The 26951-nt window shown below is 69.6% G+C and carries 22 protein-coding genes and 1 pseudogene; 9 read left to right on the plus strand and 14 right to left on the minus strand.

The genetic code is table 11. The annotated features are described in order from the left end of the window. Positions 1–236: 236 nt before the first annotated feature. The 7 genes from E1193_RS04245 to E1193_RS04275 are packed head-to-tail and all read right to left on the minus strand — an operon-like array spanning position 237 to position 9468. Positions 237–1574 carry a hypothetical protein gene (locus tag E1193_RS04245; protein ID WP_132180453.1) on the minus strand — a complete coding sequence of 446 codons (1338 nt, stop codon included), beginning with the start codon at positions 1572–1574 and terminating at the stop codon, positions 237–239. Next, positions 1571–2938: a hypothetical protein gene (locus tag E1193_RS04250; RefSeq protein ID WP_132180455.1), complete on the minus strand. Its 1368-nt coding sequence runs from the start codon at positions 2936–2938 to the stop codon at positions 1571–1573. Before E1193_RS04250 ends, E1193_RS04245 begins: the two co-directional genes overlap by 4 nt. Beyond that, on the minus strand, positions 2935–4236 hold the full coding sequence (locus tag E1193_RS04255; protein ID WP_132180457.1) for an MFS transporter: 1302 nt from the start codon (positions 4234–4236) through the stop codon (positions 2935–2937). Before E1193_RS04255 ends, E1193_RS04250 begins: the two co-directional genes overlap by 4 nt. Further along, positions 4233–5489 carry an ATP-grasp domain-containing protein gene (locus E1193_RS04260; protein ID WP_207922560.1) on the minus strand — a complete coding sequence of 419 codons (1257 nt, stop codon included), beginning with the start codon at positions 5487–5489 and terminating at the stop codon, positions 4233–4235. Before E1193_RS04260 ends, E1193_RS04255 begins: the two co-directional genes overlap by 4 nt. Before the next feature lie 29 nt (positions 5490–5518). Further along, positions 5519–6772, minus strand: a complete 1254-nt coding sequence (locus E1193_RS04265) for an ATP-grasp domain-containing protein (RefSeq protein ID WP_132180459.1) — start codon at positions 6770–6772, stop codon at positions 5519–5521. 22 nt (positions 6773–6794) lie between these two features. Further along, complete coding sequence (locus E1193_RS04270) at positions 6795–8087, minus strand: aminotransferase class III-fold pyridoxal phosphate-dependent enzyme (protein WP_132180461.1); 1293 nt, start codon at positions 8085–8087, stop codon at positions 6795–6797. Continuing rightward, positions 8077–9468, minus strand: coding sequence for an aldehyde dehydrogenase family protein (locus E1193_RS04275; RefSeq protein WP_207922561.1), 1392 nt, complete (start codon positions 9466–9468; stop codon positions 8077–8079). The genes E1193_RS04270 and E1193_RS04275 overlap by 11 nt, the downstream gene beginning before the upstream one ends. A 359-nt stretch (positions 9469–9827) precedes the next feature. Here E1193_RS04275 and E1193_RS04280 point away from each other — a divergent pair, with 359 nt between their 5' ends. Continuing rightward, a complete protein-coding gene (locus E1193_RS04280) occupies positions 9828–10667 on the plus strand; it encodes an aldo/keto reductase (RefSeq protein ID WP_132180465.1) in 840 nt (279 codons plus the stop codon). Here the strand turns inward: E1193_RS04280 and E1193_RS04285 are convergent. Beyond that, complete coding sequence (locus tag E1193_RS04285) at positions 10586–11659, minus strand: LysR family transcriptional regulator (protein ID WP_132180467.1); 1074 nt, start codon at positions 11657–11659, stop codon at positions 10586–10588. The two genes, E1193_RS04280 and E1193_RS04285, sit on opposite strands and share 82 nt — an antisense overlap. Before the next feature lie 571 nt (positions 11660–12230). On the opposite strand from E1193_RS04285, the pseudogene E1193_RS04295 reads away from it, so the two are divergent. Next, positions 12231–12511: pseudogene (locus tag E1193_RS04295) on the plus strand (transposase family protein); the annotation flags it as partial. On the opposite strand, the gene E1193_RS31710 reads toward E1193_RS04295, so the two are convergent. Continuing rightward, a complete protein-coding gene (locus E1193_RS31710) occupies positions 12442–12639 on the minus strand; it encodes a hypothetical protein (RefSeq protein ID WP_165945630.1) in 198 nt (65 codons plus the stop codon). The pseudogene E1193_RS04295 and the gene E1193_RS31710 overlap by 70 nt on opposite strands. 143 nt (positions 12640–12782) lie before the next feature. Here E1193_RS31710 and E1193_RS04300 point away from each other — a divergent pair, with 143 nt between their 5' ends. Further along, positions 12783–13850 (plus strand): acyl-CoA desaturase, encoded by a 1068-nt coding sequence (locus E1193_RS04300; protein WP_132180469.1) that lies wholly within the window; start codon positions 12783–12785, stop codon positions 13848–13850. Positions 13851–14288: 438 nt separating this feature from the next. On the opposite strand, the gene E1193_RS04305 is transcribed toward E1193_RS04300, so the two are convergent. Beyond that, positions 14289–14963: a DUF4386 domain-containing protein gene (locus E1193_RS04305; RefSeq protein ID WP_132180471.1), complete on the minus strand. Its 675-nt coding sequence runs from the start codon at positions 14961–14963 to the stop codon at positions 14289–14291. Positions 14964–15157: 194 nt separating this feature from the next. Between E1193_RS04305 and E1193_RS04310 the strand changes: the two genes are divergently transcribed. After that, on the plus strand, positions 15158–16267 hold the full coding sequence (locus tag E1193_RS04310) for a sensor histidine kinase (RefSeq protein ID WP_132180473.1): 1110 nt from the start codon (positions 15158–15160) through the stop codon (positions 16265–16267). 11 nt (positions 16268–16278) lie between these two features. Continuing rightward, the gene (locus E1193_RS04315; protein WP_132180475.1) at positions 16279–16944 is read left to right on the plus strand and encodes a response regulator transcription factor; all 666 of its coding nucleotides are present in this window, start codon (positions 16279–16281) and stop codon (positions 16942–16944) included. 297 nt (positions 16945–17241) lie between these two features. Here E1193_RS04315 and E1193_RS04320 read toward each other — a convergent pair whose 3' ends face one another. Further along, positions 17242–18264, minus strand: a complete 1023-nt coding sequence (locus E1193_RS04320) for an AraC family transcriptional regulator (RefSeq protein ID WP_243707279.1) — start codon at positions 18262–18264, stop codon at positions 17242–17244. Between the two features lie 94 nt (positions 18265–18358). Between E1193_RS04320 and E1193_RS04325 the strand changes: the two genes are divergently transcribed. Continuing rightward, complete coding sequence (locus E1193_RS04325; protein ID WP_132180479.1) at positions 18359–18928, plus strand: hypothetical protein; 570 nt, start codon at positions 18359–18361, stop codon at positions 18926–18928. 414 nt (positions 18929–19342) lie between these two features. Here the strand turns inward: E1193_RS04325 and E1193_RS04335 are convergent, their stop codons facing one another. Beyond that, complete coding sequence (locus E1193_RS04335) at positions 19343–19810, minus strand: helix-turn-helix domain-containing protein (protein WP_132180481.1); 468 nt, start codon at positions 19808–19810, stop codon at positions 19343–19345. Between the two features lie 141 nt (positions 19811–19951). Between E1193_RS04335 and E1193_RS04340 the strand changes: the two genes are divergently transcribed. Beyond that, positions 19952–22735 carry a hypothetical protein gene (locus E1193_RS04340; RefSeq protein WP_132180483.1) on the plus strand — a complete coding sequence of 928 codons (2784 nt, stop codon included), beginning with the start codon at positions 19952–19954 and terminating at the stop codon, positions 22733–22735. Between the two features lie 489 nt (positions 22736–23224). Further along, positions 23225–23704: a hypothetical protein gene (locus E1193_RS04345; protein ID WP_243707278.1), complete on the plus strand. Its 480-nt coding sequence runs from the start codon at positions 23225–23227 to the stop codon at positions 23702–23704. A 779-nt stretch (positions 23705–24483) separates the two neighbouring features. Here the strand turns inward: E1193_RS04345 and E1193_RS31715 are convergent. Together E1193_RS31715 and E1193_RS04355 are read right to left on the minus strand one after the other, a co-directional pair. Then, positions 24484–24630: a hypothetical protein gene (locus E1193_RS31715; protein WP_165945633.1), complete on the minus strand. Its 147-nt coding sequence runs from the start codon at positions 24628–24630 to the stop codon at positions 24484–24486. A gap of 282 nt (positions 24631–24912) precedes the next feature. Beyond that, a complete protein-coding gene (locus E1193_RS04355; protein WP_132180485.1) occupies positions 24913–25734 on the minus strand; it encodes an NAD(P)H-binding protein in 822 nt (273 codons plus the stop codon). A gap of 63 nt (positions 25735–25797) precedes the next feature. On the opposite strand from E1193_RS04355, the gene E1193_RS04360 reads away from it, so the two are divergent. Next, on the plus strand, positions 25798–26754 hold the full coding sequence (locus E1193_RS04360) for a YafY family protein (protein WP_132180487.1): 957 nt from the start codon (positions 25798–25800) through the stop codon (positions 26752–26754). Positions 26755–26951 lie beyond the last annotated feature (197 nt).

Below are 26951 nucleotides of genomic sequence, written 5' to 3' on the forward strand. Positions count from 1 at the left end.
GTCATATGACGATCCCGAAAACAAGCATGCCATTCACATCAACATATTCATAGCCCTGACTCACCTGATACCTGGTGTCCGAATCTCGACCGAACCCGCCTGGCGCCGTTCGCAGAGGTCAGCGCCATTCCCTCTTTTCCGCGGAGTCGGATTGCCCGTTGGTGATACGCCGGCGAACCATTTCCGTTAATTGACACAAAAAGGTCGTTCAGGTGTTGCCGGGCCGCCGCGTACGGTCACGCCGCAGCCGGGTAGTAGAAGATGCCCGTGGTCCGGGCCGCCGCCGTCACGCCCATGCCGATCACGGCGCCCTCGCCGGCGGGCAGGGCCCGGATGTGCGAGCCCGCGTACCCCTCCGGCGTGAGGAAGCAGTCCCACACCGCGTGCCAGTCCCGCCGTTGCCCGGTCTGCGGATCGATCACCGGTTCGCCTCGCGGCACGACCCTGCGCTGCACGATGGAACCGCAGTCCGCTCCGACGCGCAGAGCCCGCTGCCACTCGTTGTCGTCCACCAGCCAGCCGGCCACGATGCCCGCCCCACCGAAGTCCGCGCCGGGCTTGAGCATCAGCTCGCCGCGCCTCGCCTCGCACTCGCTGAACAGCTCGGCGGTCACGGTCCGGGTCCACGGCAGCACACCGTCGACCAGGCTCGTCTCCGCCGGCGTCAGCTCACCCCGCCGGGCCAGCTCCGCCAGAAGCGCCAGCGAGGTCTTGTTGTTGTAGAGCTCCCCGGCCAGCGACGTGTAGAGCACCACGGTGCCGTCGGCGTCGGCGCGCGCCAGATCGTCCACGACGCGCACGCCGTCCGGGTCGTCGAGGAAGTCGCCCACGCCGAAGTAGCGCAGCACGAGGTCCACGGCACGGCCGTGCAACGTGACCCGACCGCCGACGAACCCGACGTCGGCCAGCTCGCCGAGCAGCACCTCGACCCCGAGACCGGCCAGCATCTCCTGGAACGACCTGGCCAGATGCAGGTACGGCGCCATCGCGCCGTTGCCGTCCACGAAGGCGACCACGGGCGCGCGCTCGCCGCACACCGGACGCGCCGCCGCGCGCAGGGCCCGGTCGACCTGGGTTCCCGTGTCGACGAAGTCCAACCGGTACTCGGCCGCGAACTCCTTGAACGCCGGCACCTGCAGCAGGGCGGCGGAGATCTGGGCCCGATCCATCCCGCCGAGGGCGCTGCCGATGTTGAACTCCAGCAGCCGGAAGGTGGTCCCGTCGTGGTAGAGGTCGGCCCGCCCGTACCGCTGAGGTCGATCGGTGAACCGCGCGAGATAGGCCGCGCGCCGGGCGTCCATGCCCACCGCGCCGGCGTAGCGCTCGCGGTCGCCGCCGAAGAACCGATCCGGCACCGAGGTGAGCAGGTCGAACAGCGCATTGATCCGCTCGGCGAAGCCGAGAATCTCGGCGTCCGGCATGAACATCGGCCGGGGCAGGAACCGTCCGTGCATCGAGGCGGTCAGCGCGGTGGGTAGCCGCGCCGCCGACATCGCGTCGAGCAGGCCCCGGTCGCCGTCCGCGCAGCGGCGCAGGTACTCGTCGGTGACCGGGTCCCGCAGTACGCCGGTCACGCCGCACTCGCGGGGAACTGGAAGACGGCGGCGTTACGCCGGGTGGGCCGGTAGCGCGGGATCTCATCGTCGATGGGCATCGCCCGCAGGCTGGATCCGGCATAGCCGTGCGGGGTGAAGAAGACCCCCCAGGTCGCGGCGTACTCGTCGATCGCGCCGGTGTCCGGGTTGACCACCGGCTCGGCGCGGCGGATCACCCGGCGCTGCACCAGGGCGCCCTCCGCGACGCCGGTGGCGAGCGCGGCGGCCCAGTCCTCGTCGCTGGTGTCCCAGCCCGGCACGATGCCGTCCGCCCGGAAGCTCCGCTGCTGCTTGATGATCAGGTCTTTGCGGTGCTCGCGGCAGTACGGGATCAGGTCCACAGTCTGCCCGTCGGCCTCGGTCTCGGTGTTCAGCAGCAGCCTCGTCCAGGGCAGCACCCGGTCGATCAGCGCGGCCTCGTCGGTGGTGAACGCCGCCCGCAGGCGCGAGTCCGACAGCAGGGTCAGCGCCGCCTTGTTGTGGTACAGCGAGCTGCGCAGCGAGGTCCACAGCACCACCCGGCCCTCGTCGTGGGCGTCGAAGACGCGCTCGGCGGCCTCCGCCACACCCGGCTCGGTGACCATCTCGTTCTCGGTGAAGTGCCGCTGGATGAGGTCGATCCGCCGGCCGTGCAGGAACAGCCGCCCGGCACGCTCGGTGATCTCACCGACGGTGCCCATGACCACCTCGAGGCCCTGCGCGGCCATCATCTCCACGTACGACTCGGCCTGTTTGACGTACGAGCCGAAGCCGGAGTCGGACTCGACCAGACCGATCACCGGGTCCGCTCCCCCGGTCACTCCCGCCGAAGCCTCCCGGTACAGCTGGGCGATGTTCTCGCCCATGTGTACGTGGACCAGGCCGTGCTCGGCGGCGAACGCCTCGAACGCGTCGACCCGCAGCAGCATCCGGCCGATCTCGGAGTAGTCGATGCCGCCCTGCGCGCTACCGACGTTGACCTCGAGCAGCCGCAGCGCCTCGCCGTCGTGGTAGGCATCGGCCCTGCCGTACTTCGTCGGCCGGCCCGGGTAACGGCTCAGGATCGCCGCCCGTTGCTCCTCCATGCCCAGCGCGGCGCAGTACGCCGCGACGTCACCGTCGTAGATCCGCTGCGGCACCGAGGTCAACAGGTCGAAGAAGCCGGACAGGTCGGCGCTGAACCGGCCGATGACCTCGTCCGAGATGAACAGCGGGCGGGGCAGCAGGTGACCGGTGTTCGAGGCCAGGAACGCCTCACCGAACGGGGCCTGCGCGACCGCGTCGAGCAGTGCCCGGTCGCCGCTGAGGCACCGCTTCAGGTAGTCGTCGGTGACCCGGTCGGTGGCGATGGTGGTATCGGTCATGATCGGTCGTCCTCCTTGGGGACCGGCGCGCCCTGATAGGCACTGTCGAAACTCGTCATGGAGCGCAGGGGGGAGAACACGATGGGCAGCCAGGCGACCGCCAGCCCGACTGCGGCGATCCACAGCACGGTCCGGACGCCCAGGAAGGTGGCCAGGACGCCAGCCAGAGCGGCGGCGACCGCCTCCATGCCGTTCATGACGAACCGCATGGTCGCGTTCATCCTGCTGAGCAGGTGATCCGGGGTGACCCGCTGGCGGAAGCTGACCAACACCACGTTGTTGTGCCCGACCCGGAAGATGATCACCGACCAGGCCGCGGACGCCACCCACTGCCAGGGACCGACGTCCATCATCGGCACCAGGAAACCGAACGGAATCCCGACCAGGCCCAGGATCCACAGTGACTGACCCGCCCCGAGCCGTCTGCACACCCAGGTGGCGGTGGAGACGCCGAGAAGCACGCCGAGACCGCCGAAGGTGAAGAACAACCCGACCGCGCCGCCGCCCAACCCGAGTTCCCGGACCAGCACCAGCGGCACCGCGACGATCGCGAAGGTCAGGAACAGGTTGGTCAACGCACCGGCAATGACGATGGGACGCAACAGCGGATGGCGCCACACGAACCGGAGGCCCTCGCCGATCTCCGGGATGAGGCGGGAGTTCTCGGGCCGCTTCGGCCGGGCCTCACGGTGCCGGACGCCGAAGAGGCACAGCGCGGACCAGGCGAAGGTGACCGCATCGATGAGGATGGCGATGGGCGCGGACAGGAACTGCACGATGTACCCGGCCACGCTCGGGCCGGCCAGCGTGCTCGTCGCCTCCACGCTGCTCAGTCGCGAGTTGGCCGTCAGCAGATCCTTGCGGCCGACCAGCAACGGCAGGTAACTGCGGGAGGCCACGTCGAAGAAGACGTCGCCGACGCCGGTCAGCAACGCCACCAGGTAGAGATGTTCGATGGTCAGCGTGTCCAGCGCCCAGGCCAGTGGAATCGACCCGAGCAGCAGCGCCCGGCCCATGTCCGCAGAGACCATCACCCACCGTTTGCGGGTGCGGTCCAGCAGTGCGCCGGCCGGCAGGCCGACGGTCAGGAAGGCGACGAACTTGAGCATCCACAGCATCCCGACCTGCGCCGCGGACGCGTCCAGGACGATCACCGCGACCAGCGGCATGGCCACGAAGGTGATCTCCGAGCCGATGTGGCTGAGCGACGCCGCAGCGAACAACCGGCGGAAGCCCTGGTTGCTCCACAGCTCGCCGGAGGACTTCTCCTGCTCGCCGGAGCTTCTGGTCACCGTCATGAGGTGTGCCACTCCACCGCGTTCAGGACCTGCTCGCAGCGCTCGACGGCCTGGCGTGCGTCGGAGCCGGAGGCGATGACCATGCCCATCCGGATGTCCCAGCCGGTACGAATCGGTACCACCGTGTCGCCGACGTTCAGCGGCAGCAGCACGCCGATCTCAGCCTCGGCCAGTTCCTCGAACAGGCCGGGGAAACCGAAGGCCCGCGTGCCCGGCGGCACCCGGCGCACCGCGACGCCGAGCCGGGCCAGCTCGTCGAGCCCCTCGATTGCGGCGATGATGCCGGGCGGTGGAGCGAACACACGTAGGGCGGCGCCGCGGCGCAACGCGGGCGGCTCGGCGGGAAACTCGGTCAGCCCCAGCGCGGCGCCGAGGAACAACCGGTTGGTGTCGATGCCGTAGGCACGGCGGACCACCTCCGGAATGCCGAGCCCGGCCATCCGGTTGTGCGTCTCCATCAGCCGGGGGCCGGCTTCCGTGATGACGTACTCGGTGTGCGACGGCCCGTCGGTCACGCCGATCGCGTCGAGCAGCTGGACGGTCAGCTCGCGCATGGCCGCCTCGTGCGGGCCGACCACGCGCGACGGCGCGGTGATGCCGATCTCCACCAGGTGCTCGTTGATCGACTCGTCGGTCAGCCCTAGCGTGAGGTGCCGGCCGTCCACCGAGAACGCCTCGACCGTGGCGAGCGGACCGTCGAGGTACTCCTCCGCCACGGCCTCGCGGTACCCCGCGGCCTCCATCGCCTTCCACGCCAGTTCCGCCTCCTGCGCGCCGTCGACGATGTGCACGTCGGCGCTGCCCGAGCCGTCTACCGGCTTGAGCACGACGCGGCCCGCCAGGGAGGTGGCGAAGTCGGCGGCGTCGCGACGGCTGCGCACCACCCGGGCCCGCACCGGGTCGATGCCCTGCTCGGCCAGGACGCGCCGGACGGCGGCCTTGTTCTTGATGGTGCGGGCGGCCAGCACCGGGGTGTGCGGGACACCGAAGGCTTCGGCCACCTCCGCGGCGGGGACGGTGCCGAGGTCCGTGGTGCACAGCACCCGGTCGAAGGGCCGGGCACGGTGCAGCGGGGCCAGCGTCTCGATGATCGCCGCGCTGTCGGTCACCGAGGCGTGCACGATGCGCTCGCAGTGCGCGGCGAACTCCGGCTCGTACTGGCCCTCCTCGTGCACGAGCACGACGTCGACGTCCAACTCCCGTGCGTACTTGACGGCGTGCAGGCGTCCGCCGATCACGGCTACCCGTGGCATGGCGCTGCTCCCTTCTCTCAACGGTGCGGTCACGCCGGCTCGGTCTCGAGGCGAACCATGCGGGTCAGCTCGTGGAACGTGGCGTCCAGCTCGTCGACCGACGGCGCCACGAAGATCAGGTGTCCGTGCCCCTGGAAGGTCCTCGGTGGCACGGCCAGCACGTCGCCGGGTGCCCGATAGATGTCGATCTCGGCGACCCGCTCGTCAGCGCGCGCCTCGGCGATGCCGCGCGTCGCGACCAGTCGTCCGGGCCGGGCGGGGAAAATGTTCCAGAAGCCGACCGCCACCGGCCGTTCGCGCGGTGCGATCACCGGGGTCCGGCCGGTCGCCAGGTCCAGCGCCGCTGCCACCATGTCGACACCGGTGCTCAGCAGCACCGACTTGTAGATGGGGCCGCCGCCCAGCCGGGCCGCGGCCTCGAGCAGCACCGGCTCGGTGCCGTCACGCAGGCGGAACTCGACGTGGGTGGCCCCGACGGTGATGCCGAGAGCCGCGTGCACGTCGGCCGCCGCCCGCGCAGCGGCCTCGGCCACGTCCGCCGGCAGCCGGGTCGGGGTGCACGCGTAGACCTCCTCGAAGGTCGGCCCGGTCGGCAGCGGCTTGTCGTGGATGGCCACCGTGTGGGTGATGCCACCGACCACCAGCGACTCGACACTGATCTCCGGGCCGGGCACGAACTCCTCCAGCAGCAACGCGCCGCCGTGCTCCCGTTCGGACTGGTCGTGCAGGGGGTCCTTGGTGAACCCGGCCCACGCGCCGGCCCGGAAGGTCTCGAAGTGGGCGATCAGCTCGGCCCGGTCGGCGACGCTGCGCACGAACATGCTGCCGGTGCCCAGCACCGGCTTCAGCACGAGCGGGAAGCCGACGTGCTCGGCCACGGTGAGGGCCTCGTCCACGGTCCGGGCGAGCCCGAACCGGGGCTGCGGAACGCCGGCCTCGGCGGCGGCCTGCCGCATCTGGAACTTGTCCCGGGCCAGTTGGGCGGTGCGCTCGCCGACCCAGGGCACGTCGAACTCGTCTGCGACGCGCGCCACCGCGGGCACCAGAGCCTCCGCGAAGGTGATCACTCCCGAGACCGGCGCCGTCTCCGCTTTCACCGCCGCCAGCACCTCGGCCGTGTCGCTGACATCGACCGGGACCACCCGGTCGGCGAAGTCGGCCTCCCAGGTGGCGTCCGTCATCACCAGCACCAGTTCCTCCCCGTGCTCGGCGGCGTAGCGCTTCGCCCGTTCCAGATGCCGGCGGCGGCTCAGGTTGGTCTTGTGCACAATCACGATGCTCATCGATGTCTCCGCGTTGGGATGGTCATCCGGCGAGGACGGCGCCGACCTCGGTCAAGCCGGCGCGCAGGTCGTCCTCGGTGATGACGAGGGGTGGGAACAGGTGGATCCGGTTGGCGGCGACGAACGGCCACACGCCACGCAACCGACAGGCCCGCAAGATCTCGGCCATCCGCGGGTGCAGCCGGCCCGGCGCGGCGTACGGCACCAGCGGCTCCCGCGTGGCCCGGTCCGCCACCAGCTCGATCGCCCAGGCGAGGCCGGTGCCGCGCACCTCGCCGACTACCGGCAGCCGGGCGGCGAGGTCCTGCAGCAGCGGGCGTACGACGGTCTCACCGAGTTGCGCCGCGCGGCTGACCAACCCCTCGTCCCGCAGGACACCGATCGAGGCGACGATCGAGGCGCACGCCAGCGGGTGCCCGGAGTAGGTCAACCCGCCCGGGTACGGCCGCTCGGCGAAGTGCTCGGCCACCCGCTCGCCGACCACGACGCCGCCGACCGGGACGTACCCCGAGTTGACCCCCTTGGCGAAGGTCATCAGGTCCGGCCGGACCTGCCACAGGTCGGTGGCGAACCAGGCGCCGCAGCGGCCGAACCCGGTCATCACCTCGTCGGCGATCAGCAGGATGCCATGCTCGTCGCAGAGCGCGCGGACTCCGGCCAGGTAGCCGTCCGGCGGCACCAGGACGCCATTGCTGCCGGCCACCGGCTCGATGATGATCGCCGCGATGCTCTCCGGCCCTTCGTACGCCACCAGCCGGTACAGGTGCTCCAATGCCCGATCGCGCTCCTCAACCTCGGTGGTGGCGTGAAAGTCGGAGCGGTACCGGTACGGTCCGGAGAACCGGACGGTACCGGCTCCGGTCGCCGGCAGCGGCCAGCGCCGCGGGTCGCCGGTCACGCCCATCGCGCCGTCGGTGGCACCGTGGTATGACCGGTGCGCCGCCAGGATCTTCGGCCGGCCGGTGGTCACCCGCGCCATGCGCAACGCGTGCTCGACCGCCTCCGCGCCGCCGGTGGTGAACAGCACGGACCGGCCGCCGGCCGGCGCGACGTCGAGGATCCGCCGGGCCGCCTCGTCGCGTACGTCGGCGCGGAAGGACGGGGCGAGAGTGCACAGCCGCGCGGCCTGCTCGGTGACCGCGGCGACGACGGCCGGATGCTGGTGCCCCAGGTGCAGGTTGCCGAGCTGGGAGTGCAGGTCCAGCCACCGCTCGCCGTCGTGGTTCCAGAACCAGGCCCCGGAACCGCCAGCCACCGTCTCCTGGACCACCTTCGCCTGCGCCGCCCAGGGATGGAACACCGGGTCAGACACCATGACGGTCCCAGTACGCGCCGAAGATGGCGTTCTCGTCAGGCAGCCGCTCCCGGATCGGTCGTGAGATCGTGGTGCGGTTCATGAAGTGCCGCCAGTTGACGTTCTCCGACTGGGCGCAGCCGCCCCAGCTGCCGCTGGCCACGATCGAGGTGAACGGCAGCCCGTTGTCGAAACTGCCGCTGTTGCCGGCGCCGGTGGACTGGTTGACCATCACCCGCGCCACGCCGATCCGGTCGGCCAGGATGTTGACGCGATCGTTGCGGGTGGTGTGGATGCCGCAGCTGTGCCCGCTGCCGCAGTGCCGGGTGATGGCATCCACGGCGTCGACGACGTCGGCGAAGGAGTCGTAGGCGACCATCGTGACCACCGGTGAGAGCTTCTCGCCGAACAGCGGGTCGGTCACGTCGACCCGGTCGAGCGGAGTGACCAAAGTGGTGGTCTTGGCCGGGTCGGTCAGATCGATGCCGGCACGGGCGGCCAGTGTCGCGGCGGGGCGGCCGATCGCCGCCCGGTCGAGCCGTACGCCGTCCGGCCACATCGCCCGGCGAAGCCGGGCCGTCTCGTCGGCGTCACAGGTGTGCATGCCGAGTGAGCGCAGCCTGTTCTCGAACTCCGCCACGATTTCTCGCGACACCAGCAGGTTGCTCTCCGACGAACAGGACGTGCCATTGTTGTAACTCGCCCCGATTCCGATCTTCTCGGCGGCGAGGTCGAGGTCGGCGGTCTCGTCGACCACCACCGTCGGGTTGCCGACGCCGGCGCCGATGGCCGGGGTACCGCTGCGATAGGCCCGCCGGACCGTACTGGCTCCTCCGGAGGCCACCACGAAGTCCGCGCCCCGCATGATCTCCTCGGCCGTCTCCCGGGTGGCCGGCCCGGCACGCTGGATCAGATCCGGCGGGGCCCCCACCTCGCGCAACGCCGAACGCATAAGCCCGATGGTGAAGTCGACGGCTTCCTGAGCGGCCGGGTTCGGACTGCAGATCACGGCGTTACGGGTCTTCAACAATTGCAGGCCGGTGCAGGCGACCGCGGAGCACGGCGCGGTGGCCGGGCTGATCAGCGCCACCACGCCCAGCGGCTTGGCCAGCGTGCACAGCCCGCGATCCGGGTCGTCCTCCAGCACGCCGACGGTCGTGGCACCCTGCATGTCGCGCAGCGTGCCGAGCACCCGCTTGCGGTGCAGCGCGAACAGGTGCTCGGGATCGCCCAGCCCAGTGTGCTGATGGGCCATCGCCGCCATCGTGCGGGCGTTGTCCTCGCGGTAGCACGACCATCCCACGGCCGCGACCAGCTCGTCGACTCGGTGCTGTGGCCACGAGGCGAACTCGTTCTGGGCTCGGCGGGCGCGGTGCAGAACCCCTTCGACTCCGATGTGCAAGGGCGATCTCCTTCGATGCGCGCGGCGACCACCCCGCATTTCTGCAGCCACCCAACCCGCGACTTCAATCGTGAACGACAGTTTGCCGGACAGCCTTTGGTTCGAGCGCTGAAATGTGCTTCGAAGTACAGTTAAGCGTCGCTGCACGAACATCCAACAACTCCCGACCCGCACTCACGCCGAGACAAGAGATCCTGAAATAGTCCTATATCGATAGCCGCATTCGGTTATGAAAGCCGCGAGGCGGGCCATAAAAGCAACGCTGAACAGTAGTGTCCACAAAGTTTTATCCATCCCGGAGCCCATCTACGGCAAGATGGCGGCAAAGCTTGCTCCGGATCGCTCAAGGGGTTCACTGGATGTCAACGATCGTGCTCGGCGGCGACCTGCCGCTCAACCGTCTCGGCTTCGGCGCGATGCACCTCACCGGACCGGACGTGTGGGGTCCGCCGGCCGATCCCGCAGCAGCGCACGCGGTCGCCCGCCGAGCGGTCGAACTCGGCGTGAACTTCATCGACACGGCCGATTCGTATGGTCCCGGCACGAACGAGGAGGTGCTCGCCGACGCGCTGTTCCCCTATCCCGAGGGACTCGTCATCGGCACCAAGGTCGGACAGAGCCGGCCGTCGCGTCACGAGTGGCGCCCCCTCGGCCGGCCGGAGTACATCCGTCAGCAGGCCGAACTGAGCCTGCGCCGGCTCCGCCTCGACCGCATCGACCTGTTCCAGCTGCACCGCATCGATCCGAAGGTTCCGGCCGAGGAGCAGTTCGGAGCGCTCAAGCAACTGCAGGCCGAGGGCAAGATCCGGTACATCGGACTGTCCGAGGTCACCGTAGCTCAGCTCGAGCAGGCGCGCCGCCAGATCGACGTGGTGAGCGTGCAGAACATCTACAACCTCAGCCAGCGCAAGCACGACGACGTGGTGGACTACTGCGAGCGGGAGAACCTCGTGTTCATCCCGTGGGTGCCGATCGCCAGCGGCGATCTGGCCCGCTCCGACGGCGCGCTGGGGCGGATCGCCAAGCAGCTCGACGCCACCCCCGCGCAGGTCGCCCTGGCGTGGCTGCTGCACCGGTCACCGGTGATTGTGCCGATCCCGGGCACCAGCTCGATCGCTCACCTGGAGGAGAACGTCGCCGCCGCGTCGCTGGAGCTCACCGCCGGACAGGTCGCGGAGCTGACCGCCGAGGCCGGCTGAGCGAGCGGCGCCCGCCTCCGTCGCGGGTGGACGGCGTGCTCCCGCACCTCCACGGCGGGGGCCGGGGTGACCGACTCGTCCGGGGCGGAATCGCCGAGTTCTGCAGCGGTGGCCACGAGCGCGTCAACCGTGGCCCGGATCGCCGGGCGGCTGCTGGTCTCCGCCCGCCACACCACGTACACGTGGCGGGCGAGCGTCGGGGTGATGCGGACCAGCCGCACCCCCGGCGGCACCGGGTCGCGGCCCAGCCTCGGGATCAACGCGATACCGAACCCGGCGGCCACCAGGGAGAGCTGCGTCGCGTACTCCGCCACCGCGTGCTCGATGCACGCGTCGACGCCATACTCCCGCAGCGTCAGCCGCAGCCAGTCGCCGCACACGGTGCCGCGCGGCCAGCTCACCCAGGTGTCCCGGGCCACTTCCGCCATGTCCACGGTGACGCGGTCGGCGAACGGATGGTCGACCGGCAGGGCCAGGTCGATCACGTCGTCCATCAGGCTCGCCCGCTCGAGATCGCCGGTGAGAGACAGCGGCGCGTTGAACGAGTCCTGCACGACAGCGATGTCGACGTCACCCCGCACCACCCGCGGGATCGAGTCGATCGGGTCCTGCTCGTGCAGGACGATGCGCAGCTGCGGGAACTCTGAGCGCAGCCGGGACATAGTGCTCGACAACAGGCCACGGGCCGCGGTCGGGAACGCCGCGATCGACATCTTGCCGGTGACCGCGCCTCGGTGGTCCTCCAGCGCGGTCATCGCCACGTCGACGAGCGACAGGATCCGCTCGGCGTGGTTGACCAGCAGCTTGGCCGCCTCGGTGAGGCGTACGCCCCGGCCGTACCGCTCCAGCAACACCTGCCCGACATCGCGCTCCAGCTTGGCCAGTCGCTGGGACACCGCCGAGTTGGTGATGTGCAGCGCTTCCGCCGCGGCGTTGATGGAGCCGCCCGTCGAGACCGCGTGCAGCGCACGTAGCAAGCTCAGTTCAAGCATGGATCCCCCCGCGGCCGTCTGCTTCGCACCGACATTCAATCAGCGACACAAGTAGTCGCGCCAGCACGTAGCGAAGTCAAGGACGCGACATGGACTCTGGGCCGGAGCGCGTTGCGCGGCAGGCTAGGGGCGTACTGCCTGAGGTCGCCGGTCGCCAGGACGTCGGCGATCTGGCCGGAAGGTCATTGATGGAACATATCGCTCGGTTCGGTTCGGCCGACCGCCGTGGCCACACCAATCCCCGCAACGACACCTCGATCGCCTTCAGCTCATGTCGCCGATGGTGAGCCAGGTGGCGGTTGCATCCTCCGGTCAGCGGCTGATCCGGTCCTCGACCCAGGCCAGCAACGCGGCAGTGTGGTCAGAGCTGATGGATTCGAGGGTGTCGGTCGCGCAGCTCGGGCCAGCGAGCCGCGACCACGGATGCGGGCCAGGTGCCCTGGCTCCAGCCCCACAGGCCCACCGGGACGTCACCCTTCCGGCGGCGCAACTCTGCGACGGCCGCCAGAGCATCGTCGGCCTGGACGGCGAACCGCACATCGCCCGCCCAACAAGCAGCCACAGAGCCTCGTTGTTGTCTTACCCATCCTCGATCCCGCTGTGCTACCGATTGTTGAACCATCTCGCTGATCTGATCCGCGACCACCGTGACCGGCGGCGATCCCACTGGCGTCGGCTCAACCCTGGCCGGCAGGCCCTGCTCGCCCTGGCGCATCTACGCAACGGCGACACCTTCAGCCGTCTGGCTCCGGCTTTGGGGTGAGTGTGGCCACCGCCTGGCGCTACGTCCGCGAGGCCGTGGCGCTGCTGGCCGTCACCGCCGACGACCTGGCAACGGCCATGATCCGAATCGAGGAGGATGCGCGCCAGTTCACGTGACGAGAGAGCACCGGCCAATGGCCGGTGTCCAGCTTGATCAGCGCTTTGCTCGCTGTCAGCAGCTCGGCCACGTCGTCGTTCGGCTCGGCGTCGTCGAGCACGCATCTGATCTACGGCGCCGAAAGCGGGTGACTGGGCAGGTGTTGTGACGGGAGTGGTGGGTACGTCGTTCTGATGTGGACAAAAGCTGGTGACGCCATGTGGCCACTGTTGCGCCACCAGTGAATGACCGGGAGGAAGGATCATGTCAACCGTCGGTTTGGTCTACGGCCGGCCTACCAGCGCGGCGCGCGGTAGCGAGTACGGGCAGCTTCTGAAACGCGTCAAGGACGCTGGCCTGTTGGGCAGGAGGCCGGGTTACTACACACTCAAGATCACGGTCACCGTGCTGGCATTCGCCGGCGCATGGGTGGCGTTCGTGGCGATCGGTCCGTCCTGGTGGCAGTTGGGTATCGCCGCATTGCTGGCGGTGCTGTACACCCAGGTCGCCTTCATCGGCCACGACGCCGGCCACAAGCAGATCTTCCGGACGCGGCGCGCGAACTACCTGCTCGGCGTGGCACTGGGTAACCTTGGCGTCGGGCTGAGCTACGGGTGGTGGATCGACAAGCACAACCGTCATCATGCCCACCCGAACGAAGTCGGCAGGGATCCGGACATCGAACCGGGTGTGCTGGTCTTCACCGGATGGCACGCCCAACTCCACAGCAGGGCGGTCCGGCTCTGGCGGCGGCTACAGGCGTACGCGTTCTTCCCGCTGCTGCTGCTCGAAGGTCTGAACCTGCACGTTGCCAGTGTGCGGGCACTGGCCGGACCGACGGTCAGATCCCGCGGCTACCGGGCGTTGGAGATCACACTGTTCGCCCTGCACACCGTGGCCTACCTGGCCGTGGTGTTCCTGGTGCTCCCACCCTGGCAGGCGATCGCGTTCATCGCGGTCCACCAGGCCCTGTTCGGCCTATACATGGGCTGCTCGTTCGCACCCAACCACAAGGGCATGCCCGTGCTGACCGCCGACGACGACCTGGACTACCTGCGTCGACAGGTGCTCACCTCCCGCAACATCCGCGGCGGCCGGCTGGTGGACTTCCTCCTCGGCGGGCTGAACTACCAGATCGAACACCACCTGTTCCCGAACATGCCGCGGCCCAACCTGCGCCGCTCGCAGCAACTGATCCGCCGGTTCTGCGCCGAGCACGGCGTCAGCTACGCCGAGACCGGCCTGTTCGCCTCGTACCGGCAGGTACTACGCCACCTGCACCAGGTCGGACGCCCAAACGCCGACCCCACACCCCTCACACAGAGGGGCTAACCATGCTTACCGCCATGCAACGGGCCACCATGATCCCGTCGTCACCGCCCTCGCAACCTCGACTGGTACTTGCCCCCGTCCGAGCCAGCCGGGCCGTCCTGGACGGCGGACGCGGAGCAGCTCGGCGAGGTGGTTCAGGTTCCGCGTGGACAGGGTGATCGTGGCAGGATAGGTCAGCACGAAGCTCCTCGGGCAGACGGCATGAGTCTTGGTCGACCACGTCATCTACCAGGAGCTTCGTCCATCTCGACGATCAACACGCCACCGATCGAGCCGGCGCCCGTCCTGCCCGCTCAGGTTGAAAACAGCTCAGCGCGATCACCCAACCCATCACACCGAATAGCATCGACACCCGCAGCTACGCGGCTGGTGCCGACCACGTGTCGATCATGCCGATGAACTGCCAGAACCCCAGATCAGGCAAGTGCGGCTGGAGTACTAATCAGACGACGGGGTCCGTACACCCCTGACGATCAGCCAGAAAATCACCGTGAACTCCGCAATACCAGCGGCTGCGATTAGGAGCGGGCTCAACGCCGCGCTGAGGCTCGGGGCCAGCAGCCGTACGAACGTGTCCGCGATCCAGCCGACGCATCCGATGCCGAGAAGGACGCCCAGCAGGCGGGGGAACATGCCCGAGACATGGGCGAGATAGCCCATCGGTAGCAGCCACAGACCAAAGAAGATCTGCGCGATGAGGGAGCCGTAGTGGCGGAGGTCGAACATGAGCAGTACCAGTGCGTCGGCGAACGCGCCAGTGTCGGAGGCATCGGTGGCCACGACGAGCGCCACGGCCTCGTGCGCCATGTTGAGGAGTTCCATCGTGGCACCGGCCGCCGTGAAGATCACCATCGCGCCGGCCCAGTTGGCGTTGACGTGCTTGAACAGCAAGTACAGTGCCATTGCCGTAAACAACCAACACATGGATGCTGCAAGGTTGGCCGCGACGGCGACGCGGAACAGGCCGGCGTTGGCCGTGAGTTCCTCCGCCGTGGTTGCGGGATCGCCCGGCTCGTAGAACCTCGTACGGACGAACATGGCAGAGCCGCCGAAAACGGCGACGGCCAGGTACAACAGTCCGGCGATTCTGGCGAGGCGCTGGGGTGACTGCATGGCTTCTCCCGGTCGTGTGGGACGTGCGGACGCGGACAGCCTGTCGGTCGCAGGGGTGGCCTCACGTCGGGTCAGCGGCGGCGATGCGGCTGTTCCCGCGGTGGTACGTCGTTTGTGGCCTACTCCGGGGGGAGTAGTTGGGCCGCCTCGGCCGGGCCTATTCCAATCTGGGCGCCATCGCTTAGAGTGCCCGCATGGCTCCGTCCAGCTCGCGCGCGGCCGAGCGTTCCGCGCCCGGCCTGGCGCTGCTGACGGCGCTGGCGCAGGCCGCCGGTACCGCGATCGCCACGCGCGGGCAGCCGGCGAGTGTGGGCGTCCTCGGGTATGCGCTGCTGGTCGTGAGCGGCCTCGCGCTGGCCGACCGGCACCGGTTTCCCCGGAGAAACCTCGTCGTTGTCGCTGGCGTGGTCCTGGCATATCACGTCCTGGGCTATCCGCCCGGCCCGACGTTCATCGCGCCGATGATCGCGGCGTCGGCCGCGATCGTCGCCGGATACCGCTGGTTGGTCTGGGCGGTCGCGACCGGCGGGTACGCCCTCTGGCTTGGGTTCAGCGGCGCCGCGCCGAACCGCGCCCTGACCGCGGCGGCGCTCATGGCCGGCGCGGGCGTGTTGACCGAACTCGCCACCCCGGCCGCCCGGTGGGTCCAGCAGGCGGCGCGGGAGCAGCGACGGCTGCACGAAGAGCGGCAACGCCGGCAGGCCAGCGAGGAGCGGCTGCGGATCGCCGCCGAGCTCCACGACGTACTCGGCCATCACCTGTCGCTGATCAACGTGCGGGCGGGCGTGGGCCTGCATCTGATGGGGCGAGAGCCGGACCAGGCGCGGGTCGCGCTCGACACGATCCAGAAGACCAGCGCCGACGCCCTGCGTGAGGTCCAGTCGGTGCTCAACACGTTGTACCCGGCCCGTGCAGCTCCGCGTGCGCCGGTGCCGGCGCTGGATTGCCTCGACGAGCTGACCAACGACGCGGGTCTGCCGGTCCGGACGGTGCTCAGCGGTGAAGCCCGGTCAGTACCGGCCGGGATCGACCGCGCGGCCTACCGGATCGTTCAGGAGGCGCTGACCAATGTCCGCCGCCACGCCGGTCCGGGGGCCACCGCCACCGTCACCATCAAGTACCAGCCGGAGGCGTTGGTAATCCTCGTCGAGGACCACGACGGGGCACGGCAGCCGGCTAACGCACCGGCGGGCAACGGAATCACCGGTATGCGTGAACGCGCCACGACCTTGGGCGGTTCGCTGACCGCCGGACCGTCGCAAGCCGGCGGCTGGCGGGTCCGCGCCAGCCTGCCCCTCGGCTGAGGCCCCGCACCGTGATCCGGGTGATCCTCGCCGACGATCAGGCACTGGTCCGCGCCGGTTTCCGGTCGCTGCTAGACGCCGAGCCCGACGTCGAGGTGGTCGGCGAGGCCAGCGACGGCGCGCACGCGGTCCGGCTGGCCCGACAGCTCCGCCCCGATGTCGTCCTGATGGACATCCGGATGCCCGGCGTCGACGGCTTGGCCGCTACCCGGCAGATCGCCGCCGACCCGGCCCTGTTCGGGATCCGGATTGTCGTGCTCACCACGTTCGAGCTGGACGAGTACGTCGGCGAGGCGCTGCGGGCCGGTGCCGCCGGGTTCCTGGTGAAGAGCGTCATGCCGGCCGAACTCATCCATGGCGTGCGGGTCGTGGCGGCCGGCGAAGGTCTGCTGTCACCGAGCGTCACCCGCCGGGTCATCGAGCAGTTCGCGGCCCGGACCGCCACACCGGCGCCGTCGCGCAGGATCGCTAAGCTGACCGACCGGGAACGCGAGGTCGTCGCGTTGGCCGGTACCGGCCTGTCCAACGACGAGATCGCCTCCCGGCTGGTGATCAGCCGGGCCACCGCCAAGACTCACGTGTCCCGCGCGATGGTCAAGCTCGGCGCCCGGGACCGCGCGCAGCTCGTCGTGTTCGCCTACGAGGCCGGCCTGGTCCGCCCCGGCTGGCTCCCCTGACGAGCAACAGCCGCTCAGCGCGCTGCCGGGCGGACCCCGTCCATGCTGCGCGCGGCGGCCGGTCCGCGCCGGCCGAAGGCCCCCGTGCCGGGAATGGAGGTGTACGTGCCCCGACCGGCCCACAGCACCCGGATCTGCCGCAAGGGCGGCTCGATGGCACGAGTCTCGGCACGAAACAGGCAAGGTCCACAGCCATCAGAGCGGCCGCCCGGGCAACGGCGTCGACGTCACCGCGTTTCGCAGCTGGTCGACCTCCGGCCGCCAGCCCGGTCGTACAACGCCCCATGCCCGCGAACGCTAGGATCGCACGCCGATGCCGCGCCGGTATGCCTGCGGGCTGTGCCCGGTCCAACGACGCACGGCGCGGTGGAAGGAGCTGTACTCGGCGAACCCGAGCAGGGTGGCGATCTCGTGCAGGGTGTACCGGGGGTTGCCGAGGTGCTCCAGCGCCAGCCGGTGTCGCGTGGTGTCGAGCAGCTGCTCGAACGTGGTGCCTTCGGTCCGTAGCCGGCGGTAGAGGGTCTGTCTGCTGATCCCGAGCGCCCGGCTCGTGGCCTCGGCGGTGGGCGGACCGAGCGGCAGTCGGGTGACGATGTGCTCGCGCACCTGTTGGCTGCCGGAGCCGGTGGCCGCGACGCGTTCGGCGAGTGTCACGGCGTGCTCGCGCAGCACGGCGAACAGGTAGCTCTGCGCCCGGGGCGGCGGCCGGTCGAGGAGCTCGGCGACGAACGTGATCCGGTCTTCTGCCTGACCGAAGCACACCCGAGCGCCGAAGACCGCCGCATAGGCGGCGGCATGACCGGGCCGCTCATGCCGGAAGTCGGCGCTCAGGTCGATGTCAGCGCCGTCGGCCAGAAACCGGAGCGTCGTGGCGATCTCGCCGAGCGCCAGTTCGGCACCCTGCGTCGTGCGCGACGCCGCCTCGGTGCGGTGGTAGCTCAGCTCGGCCCGGTCGGTCGTGGTCCGCAGCGCCAGCCGCACACCCGTACCGAGCACGTTGGCGTGACGGACCGCCAGATACAGCGCCTCGCGCAGCGACGGGCTGTGCGCCGCCAACTGCCCGATCGCGCCGACGTTGCCGTCGGCGGCGCACCGGCCCGCCAGCCGAAGCGCCACCGCGGGGTCGCCGGTCAGGTCCGGCGCCGCGCGTTCGAGCCGAGCCAGCGCGGCGAGCGAGACGTGCGCGTCCGGATCGGCGTACTGGTCGACCGCGAACCCGAGCACCCGCTCGACGGCAGCCGGATCGGCCCCGACCGCGACCAGCGAACGGGCGGTGTTCGCCACCACGGCGACGCAGACCGACGTACCCGCCTCGGCCATCCTCTCCACCCGTCACCTCCCCCTGTCACCGGACGCCAGGCACCTGCAACGTGAGGCGATGGTAGTGCGCTGGTCGCGGTCGTAGCGTCACCTCATGAAGCCACTGGTCACCTTGCGGACCGTCCCCCGCACCGTCTTCGTAGGCGCCTGGTGCGTCGCCGGCTTCCTGGTCATGATGGTCGGCGGGTCGTTCACCGAGGCGCTGTTCAGTCGGGTCGGCTACCCGGGTGCCGGCTGGGGTGGTGTCCCGGTCACCTTCGACCTGGCGGGCAAGCGTGCCGCGCTGGACCACCTCGCGGCGAAGGGCACGCTCGACCTGTTCGGCTGGGTCCAGGTCGTCGACCTCACCATCATCGTCGGCACGCTGCTCTTCTTCACCGCGCTCGGCGTGCTCGCATGGCGTGTTCAGCCGCCCGGCGGCTGGCTCGACCGGCTCGGTCGGCGCACGACGGCCGCGTTCGTGCTCGCCCCGTCCGCCGACGCCGTCGAGAACCTCACCGCACTGTTCCTGATCGCCGGACAGCCGCAGCCGCTGACCGTGCTCAGCCTCGCCAACTCACTCGCCACCCTGGCCAAGACCATCCTGTTCATCGGCGGTTGGGTGGGACTCGCCGGGCTGCTGCTGGCCATGGCGTGGCGGGCGGCGGCACAGTTCGCCAGGTAGGGGCTTCAGGCGGGGCAGCCCGGCGCCGAGGAAGTTGCTCACGGCGCCGGCCGATCCACCCACGAGTACCCCGGTCGCCCTGCCCGCGACGGTCACCGTGGACGGATCGGCGTGCAGGGTGATCGGCTCGGTTTCGCACAGCAGCTGACGGCACGACTCGTCGGTGCGCCCGCAGCCGTGCACGCCGGCCCGCCCGGTGGCGGCCCAGAGCGCGAGGTGCAGGTGGTGATGTCGCTGAACCCCACAACCGGCTTCGGGTCAGCACGCACGGCGACCCGGTCCAGGCCGTCCACGATCCGGTACGCGCCCGCGCCGCCCGTGGACGCGACGACCGCCCGCACACCCGGGTCACGCAGGGCGTCATTGAGGTCGGCGAGGCGGTCTTCGCCGACGCCGGCCAGGAAACCTCGCCGGTCAAGGGTATACGTGCCGAACGGATCCGGGCCGGATGGACGTCTTCCGCGCCTCGAACCGCTCCTGAGCGTCAAGGACCGCATCGGCGTACCGGGTAGCCCAGGCACCCATCGCCTGCATCGGCTCCAGCAGCGCGGCGCCCGCTTCCGTGAGCGCGTAGTCCACGCGCGGTGGCACTTGCGGGAACGGCCGGCGCTCCACCAGGCCGTTGCACTCCAGTCGGCGCAACGCGTCGTTGAGCACCTTGGGGCTGATCCCGCCGATCCGGGTGAGGAGCACCGCCGGACGCATCGGACCGTACGCGGCGATCGTGAAGACAACCACGCTGTCCCAGCGGTTGGCGAGCAGCCGTGCGGCGGGCTGGCGCGGGCGGCGTACCTGGAGGCGACAGCTGCGCTTGCGATCGGGCTGTGGTGGGCGGGCCAGCAGCCGCGCGCCGCGTTCCCCTCCCTGGCAGAAGCGCCGCATAGCTGAGCCTGTCGAGACGGATATAGGAAACGTGGACCCGGCGCCGGCCACCACGGCAGGTCTCGCGACCTCGGGTTAACACGGCATTGCGTACCGGCGCTGACTACGACAGGATCACCCCATGACGGCAGGGATTCGCCCATGACAATCTCTCCTCGACACCGGCTGCGACCGGTGCCCATCCTCGCTGCCTCGACCGTTGCGGTGCTGGCCCTTACGTTCGTCGGGCTGCTGGCGCCGTCCGCCGCGGCGGTGCCCACGCCCGAGCCAAGGTCGACTACGGCGCCGGGAGCCAGGTTGTCCGAGCTGCGCCTGGATGATCCGTCGATCAACTGGCGAGAGATCGTGGTCGACGGTGGTGATGTCGAGCGCGGACCGGCCGGCGCGGCGTACAACGTCTTTGGCGGATTCGGTTCGGTCTCGTGCAACAACACGTCGAACCTGCTGCTGGACTACAAGGAAGAGAATCCGCGTGCCTACTGGAAGATCATGCGGTTGCTCTTCGACCCGGTCGACGGCGCCGGGCTCGCGCATATCAAGGTCGAGCTGGGCTCGGACAGTAACAGCTCGTCCGGAGCCGAGCCTTCGACGAAGCGCAGCGCCGACGAGCCCGCCAACGTGTTGCGTGGCGCCGGGTTCCATTTCATCGCTGATGCGCTGAGGATCAACCCCGACATCGAGGTCGAGGCGCTGCGCTGGGGTGAGCCCTCGTGGACTGGCAACGACTGGACCAAGCGGTACCAGTGGTACAAGGAGACGATCGACGCCGCCTACGACGTGTTCGGCGTCGAGTTCGACTGGATGAGCCCCGCGCAGAACGAGGTCCGGCAGGCCGCCTACCAGGTGTCCGAACTCAACTGGACGGTTCAGTTCGCCAAGTGGCTCCAGCGCGACGCCGCCGCGCCGGACGCGCGCTACGACTACTCGCAAATCAAGATCGTCGCGCTCGACTCCTACCGGGACGGCAACAACGTCGCCGGGCGGATCCTCGCCAATCCGGAGGCACTGGCGAACATCGACGCCCTCGGCTTCCACTACGACATCGTGGGCGGCCCGAATGTCACCCGGCTGAACAAGGAGTACGGCCTGCCGATCCTGTACTCCGAGGGTGTCGCCCCGATGATCGACCCGCAGTACCGCCTCGCCGCCGATCCGGCCAGGGGTGGCGTCGGGGGCACCGTGTCCGCCGCCGACATCGCCGACCGATTCATCAACGCCTATCGGTGGAGTGGAGCCGGAAGCGACCCGGCGCACATGACGACGTTCCTCTTCCAGCCCGCCGTCAGCGCCATGTACGAAGGCACCCAGTATTCCCCCAAGCACCTCATCCGGGCCTCCGACCCGTGGTCGGGGTACTGGGAGGGCGACATCGGGATCGCCACCGTACGTCATTTCCACCAGTTCATCGACCGCGGCTGGGAGTACATCGAAGGCGCTACCGGTGGCGACGGCACCAAGGGCGACGGCGGCACCAACGTCGACACCTCCACCCGTACCGTCCTCACGGCGCGCACGCCTGCGGGCCACAAGGGCTCTCCGCAGTGGACACAGGTGCACGCCAACAACACCCGGACGGATCGACACTTCGAGGTCAAGGTGGCGGACCTCGGCAAGCGAGGCCGTCCGCTGTTCGCCTGGCAGACGCGCGGCCCGGACGCCGGCGAGTCGTACGACGCCAACTACTTCCAGAACATCGGCTACTACGCCCCGGTGCGCAGTGAGGTGATCGACGGCGTCGAGCACGACGTGTATCGCGTGCGGGTGCCGGCGTACTCGATCATCACCCTGTCCACGCTGCCGCGGGGCGTCCACGGCACCACCACGGCGTACCGGCCGGGCGACTTCGCACCACGGGCGCAGGACGAGATCCTCAAGTTGCCCTACCGGGACAACTTCGAGTACGACGACTACCCGACCACTGTGGTCGGCGGCCGTCGGATGACCTACCTCGAGCGCCGCGCCGGCACCCCACGCTACACGGCCGACCAGGACGGCGCGTTCGAGGTGGTCGCGACCGGCGACCGCCGTCATCGCCACGTGTTGCAGCAGCAGAACCACGCCGACAACCGGGGCTACGTGTGGAATGTGTGGGGCGACGGCCGACAGAACGTGCCGTCGACAGCCGCGCCGTCGACCGTGCTCGGCGACCACCGGTGGGCCGACTACACCGCGACGATCGATTTCCGGCTCGACCTCGTCGACCGGGATCCGGCGCTGGCGAACTTCGCCGGCCTGGGCGTGCGGCAGGTCTACGCCCGCGGTGGTGACCAGGCCACCTACGCCGTCCGCGTCCACGAGGACGGCCGCTGGGAGTTGCGCAAGCTCGACACCGTCGTCGCCTCGGGCACCGTGGCCACGTTCGACGCCCGAGCGTGGCACACGCTCTCCGTCGAGGCTCGCGAGAACGTCATCACCGCGACGCTCGACGGCGCCCGGCTCGCCTCGTACGTCGACACCTCGGTCAACCCGGTGCTGACCGGTCGGGTGGCGCTGGTGAGCGGGTACTACAACACCCGGTACGACAACCTCTCGGTCACGCCAATCAAGGGCCACGCCTGGAAGTCGGAAAAGCTCGATGACGCCGACGCCCGCATCGCCTACCCTGCCGGTTTCTCCTTCAACCAGGTCGGGTTCGCGCACTTCAACCGCACCCAGCATGTGCTGGCGGCCGGTCAGTCACTGGCGCTCGATTTCGCCGGCACCGGGCTGAACCTGTTCGGTGCCACCGGCTCGGCCACCCTGGAGGTACGCATCGACAACCAGGCGCCCCGCACCGTAGAGGTGGGTAGCGTCGGCACGAGGCAGACCTCGTACTGGTTACGCGGTTTACCACACCGCCACCACAGAATCACGGTGCGCGTCGTCAGCGGGACATTCACGCTTGATGGCATTGACGTCGTGGGCCGTGGGGCCCGCGTGCCCTAGGTGTCGACGAGCGAGCGCCTCGCCGCGGGGCTGGCGGGGCGCGAGCCACGGAAGCAGGTTGCGGGAAGGTATGTCCGTCCTCGGCTTCGGTGCGCCGTGCCTGGCCGGCACTGTTCAGTGAGGTGATCTCGGAAGCAGGGCGCACCGAAGCCACGGCCGCAGAACAGCCACGCAGCACCTGACCGTGGTGGTCTCGACGGCCGGCGTCGGCGCACCTGTCGAAAGGTTGGGCGATGTTCACCGTCGGGGAACGCGACCACGTCCGGCAGCGCCTGCTGCAACTGGCCGAGGCAGACCCCGCCGTCGCGAGTGCCGCGATCACCGGCTCGCATGCCACCGACAGCAGCGACCGCTGGTCGGATGTCGATCTCGTATTCGCCGTCGACGGCACGATCGAGACTGCATTGAAACGCTGGACAGAGCAGATGTACCGGGACTTCGCCCGCCCTGCACCACTGGGACCTGCCCTCGGGCTCGACGATCTACCGGGTGTTCCTGCTGCACGGCTGCTTGGAAGTCGACATCGGGTTCACCCCGACGGCCGACTTCGGCCCTCGGGGTCCGAGTTGGCGCACCGTCTTCGGCCAGAAGGCAGAGCCTACGTCTACGGCGTCGCCCAGCCACGACAACCTGACCGGCCTAGCCTGGCACCACGTCCTGCACGCGTGGGTCTGCATCCAGCGGCGCAGATGGTGGCAAGCCGAGCACTGGATCAGCGCCGCACGTGCCCAGGTGCTTGCGCTGGCCTGCCGGCGCCTGGGCTACCCCACCAGCTACGCCTTGGGGGCTCACCTGCTGCCAGCAGACGTGACCACGCCACTCGAGGCGGCCCTGGTCCGATCGCTTACCGAGGCTGAGCTGCGACGCGCCTTGAACGTCACGTTGACCGTGTTGACAGCGGAACTCGACCTCACGGACCCAACGTTGGCGACCCGGCTACGCCCAATGTTCATGGAACTCACCAGCTGACCGAGGCGACGTGGAGGCACCGCGGCGACGTGCCGAAGGCCGCTGCCGGGCAGGATCGCCCCGGAGTTGTAGAAGGTCATCCAGGAAATCGTCTGATGGGCAGCACGCCCGACGGCAGTAAGATCCTGACCGCCGCGCTGAACCGTGCACGGGTCAGAGACGCTCGTTGACGGCGACGATGTGGATCGTGTCCAGGTGGCACCCGGCGAGCTTGTCGAGCGGCGTTCCAGCTCGTGCACCCGGCGGGTCAGCTCGGCCACCTGGTGGCGACGCGCGGGGGCGTCCGAGTCAGTTGATACCGCACTCCACAACATGGCGCTGCCGGTGGATGTGCGCGTGGAAGGCCGATGGCCGGCCGCCCTTCGATCCCTTCTGCGCGGGATGTCTCGGCGGGCATTTCACATGCTGCAAAGGTATTCCGACACGAGAACGTCGCGCTATACGATCCGAGCACACATATCAAAACGTTTCAATATGGGAGGCGTGATGACCCGAACGCAGACCTGGCGGCCGATAACGCACCTGGGCGTTGCTCTTGCTCTTGCTCTTGCCGGTGCGGCGGTCGCGTCGCCGGCGTCGGCCGCACCGGGCAAGGCACGGACACCCTCGCAGGCGATGCAGCCAGACCAGGGGCATGGACGGGCCGCCACGCTGGTACGACCTCAGAGGGTCGAGCCGGGCCAGTCAGGGCCCACCGCCACCAGGGCGACCTCGAACGCGCCGATCATCAATTCCTTGCAGTGTTTCCAGAACTCAGGTTGGTACAGCTGTTACCTGAGCTACAGCTCGTCCGGCGCGGCGCAGATTCGGTGGGACGGCCAGTACGGCCCGTTACCCGCGTTCGACGACCAGACCTCCATGTCCAACACGTGTGCCTTCGGCACCGAGTCCTGGGCGGGAGTGGCGGTCACCAACGCGTACGGCACCGCATACGCCTCGTGGAGCTCGCCCTGCTGGTAGTCCTGCGCATCCGGTGAGATCGGCAGCAGATGCGGCCGGCGCGGGTCGACGCTCCGGAAGGCGATGGACCTGTGCCGCCTCGCCGTCGTGCCGGGCCATCGGTCGTGGGTGGTGCAGTCGCGCCTCCCGGAGCGGCCCGCTCCGGGAGCTGAATTTCAAGAGAAGTGGGCCGTGGTGCTCATTGCCTTCGCACCGAGGCGTCCTTCGAGTCGTGTGAGCCACTCGAAGGACGCCTCGGTGCTGCGGGCTCAGGGTTGGAAGGTTGCCGCGTTGTCGCGTACCCAGTCGGTGAACGTCCGCGCCGGGCGCCCGGTGATCCGTTCGACGGTCGGCAGCACGGTGTAGCCGGCCTCCGGCGGGTTGGTGCGCATGGTCAGGAAGAACTCGATGTCATCGTCGGAGTGTCCTTCTGCGCGCCATCGGGCGACCATCTCGTCGGTGGTCAGCTCGACGTACCGAATCTCGCGGCCGAGCACCTGGCTGAGCCGTTCGATGCGCTCCGGTACGGTCAGCGCCTGCGGGCCGGTGAGCCAGTAGTCCTGACCGGCGTGCCCGTCAGTGGTGAGCGCGACGGCCGCGACCGCGGCGATGTCGGCCTCGTGGATCAGCGCGCTCCTCGCGTCCGGGAACGCCTCGCGGACGACCCCCTCGGCCCGGATGCTCTCGGCCCACTCCAGGGTGTTGGACATGAACTCGACGGGCGACAGGTGGGTCCACTCCAGTCCGCTGGCCTCGACGGCCACCTCCAGCGGGCCCTTGGTGATGTCACCGCGAAGAACGGAGACCCTGCCGACGCCCGCTTGCCGCGCCAGGTCGACGATCCGGTCGGCCTCCCTGAGCGGGGCGTAGTCGTCGCCGAACGAGATGAGGTGGGCCGCGGTGACGCCGGCGAACGCCGCCACCAGGCTGTCGAGGTCGGTGAGGTTGCCGGCGGACACCTCGACACCGTCGGGCAGGTCGGCCTCCGTCGGGCGGCGGGTCAGGGCACGGACGGGATGTCCGGCGGCCAGCAGCTGTGCGACAAGGTGGCGGCCCACGGTGCCGGTAGCTCCGGTCACGAGAATCGTCATACCGCCGACGCTAGGCGGATTTGCGGTCAGATCCTGTCCGCGATCCTTGGCATGCTGGTGAGCATGTTGGACGTGTCGGCGCGGCTGCTGCGACTGCTGTCCCTGCTGCAGTCCCGGCGAGACTGGCCGGGCACCGCACTGGCGGAGCGCCTCTGCGTGAGCGCTCGCACGGTGCGCCGCGACGTCGACAAACTGCGGCTTCTCGGATACCCGATCGAGGCGATCAGCGGCGTCGGCGGCGGCTACCGGCTGGCGGCCGGTGCGGCGCTGCCGCCACTGCTGCTCGATGACGACGAGGCGGTGGCGGTGGCGGTCAGCCTGCGGACGGCGGCGGCGCTGTCCGTCACCGGCATCGAGGAAACGTCGGTCCGTGCGCTGGCGAAGGTCGACCAGGTGCTGCCGGCTCGCCTGCGTCATCGGGTGAACGCCTTCGGCGCGGCGGTGGTGACGCTGCCGGCGTCCGGGCCGACGGTGGATCCCGCGACCCTCACCGCGGTGGCGGCGGCGGTGCGCGATCGTGAACGGCTCCGCTTCGACTACGTTTCCCGCGACGGCGCGACGTCCCGGCGCGACGTCGAGCCGTACCGCCTCATCCACAGCGGACGCCGCTGGTACCTCTACGCCTGGGACGTCGCGGCGGCGGACTGGCGGACGTTCCGCGCCGACCGGCTGTCGCCGCGCGTGCCGGCCGGGCCCCGGTTCCGGCCACGACCGCTGCCGGCCGACGACGTGGCCGCCCACGTCGCCCTCGGTATGACGTCACGGCAGTACCGGTATCAGGCGGTGCTGACCATGTACGCGCCGGCGGGCGTGGTCGCCGAGGAGGTGCCGCCCACCCTCGGCGTGCTCGAGCCGATCGACGAACGCACCTGCACGTTGCGGATCGGGTCGGACAGCCTCGACCAGCTCGCGGCGTGGGTGGCCACGTTCGGCTTCGAGTTCGCGGTGCGTGAGCCGACGGAGCTACGCGCACACGTCGACACGCTCGCCGCGCGCCTCGGCCGCGCCGCTTCCCGGTGATCGAGACGTCTCTCCGGTGCGCCTGAGCGGTGGGCTGAGGCGTGCGGCTGGGACCTGCTCAGGAAGCCGCCGCCGGCCTTGTCCCCGGAACCCGCCCCTGGGTCACACCCCAAGCGGGCAGCGGGTCAGGCGGCTGTGGCGGGCTTTTGGGTGGGGTCGGCCGAGGTGGCGCCGCGCGTGGGGCGGCGGGTCAGGAC

Source organism: Micromonospora sp. KC606 (assembly GCF_004348675.1).
In the GTDB taxonomy this organism is placed as follows: Bacteria; Actinomycetota; Actinomycetes; order Mycobacteriales; family Micromonosporaceae; genus Micromonospora.

Excerpts from the sequence above, each read along its gene's own strand:
- E1193_RS04250 (WP_132180455.1), bottom strand. The coding sequence starts at position 2,938 with ATGACCGATACCACCATCGCCACCGACCGGGTCACCGACGACTACCTG.
- E1193_RS04255 (WP_132180457.1), bottom strand. The coding sequence starts at position 4,236 with ATGACGGTGACCAGAAGCTCCGGCGAGCAGGAGAAGTCCTCCGGCGAG.
- E1193_RS04260 (WP_207922560.1), bottom strand. The coding sequence starts at position 5,489 with ATGCCACGGGTAGCCGTGATCGGCGGACGCCTGCACGCCGTCAAGTAC.
- E1193_RS04265 (WP_132180459.1), bottom strand. The coding sequence starts at position 6,772 with ATGAGCATCGTGATTGTGCACAAGACCAACCTGAGCCGCCGCCGGCAT.
- E1193_RS04270 (WP_132180461.1), bottom strand. The coding sequence starts at position 8,087 with ATGGTGTCTGACCCGGTGTTCCATCCCTGGGCGGCGCAGGCGAAGGTG.
- E1193_RS04280 (WP_132180465.1), top strand. The coding sequence starts at position 9,828 with ATGTCAACGATCGTGCTCGGCGGCGACCTGCCGCTCAACCGTCTCGGC.
- E1193_RS04285 (WP_132180467.1), bottom strand. The coding sequence starts at position 11,659 with ATGCTTGAACTGAGCTTGCTACGTGCGCTGCACGCGGTCTCGACGGGC.
- E1193_RS04300 (WP_132180469.1), top strand. The coding sequence starts at position 12,783 with ATGTCAACCGTCGGTTTGGTCTACGGCCGGCCTACCAGCGCGGCGCGC.
- E1193_RS04305 (WP_132180471.1), bottom strand. The coding sequence starts at position 14,963 with ATGCAGTCACCCCAGCGCCTCGCCAGAATCGCCGGACTGTTGTACCTG.
- E1193_RS04310 (WP_132180473.1), top strand. The coding sequence starts at position 15,158 with ATGGCTCCGTCCAGCTCGCGCGCGGCCGAGCGTTCCGCGCCCGGCCTG.
- E1193_RS04320 (WP_243707279.1), bottom strand. The coding sequence starts at position 18,264 with ATGGCCGAGGCGGGTACGTCGGTCTGCGTCGCCGTGGTGGCGAACACC.
- E1193_RS04325 (WP_132180479.1), top strand. The coding sequence starts at position 18,359 with ATGAAGCCACTGGTCACCTTGCGGACCGTCCCCCGCACCGTCTTCGTA.
- E1193_RS04335 (WP_132180481.1), bottom strand. The coding sequence starts at position 19,810 with ATGCGGCGCTTCTGCCAGGGAGGGGAACGCGGCGCGCGGCTGCTGGCC.
- E1193_RS04340 (WP_132180483.1), top strand. The coding sequence starts at position 19,952 with ATGACAATCTCTCCTCGACACCGGCTGCGACCGGTGCCCATCCTCGCT.
- E1193_RS04355 (WP_132180485.1), bottom strand. The coding sequence starts at position 25,734 with ATGACGATTCTCGTGACCGGAGCTACCGGCACCGTGGGCCGCCACCTT.
- E1193_RS04360 (WP_132180487.1), top strand. The coding sequence starts at position 25,798 with ATGTTGGACGTGTCGGCGCGGCTGCTGCGACTGCTGTCCCTGCTGCAG.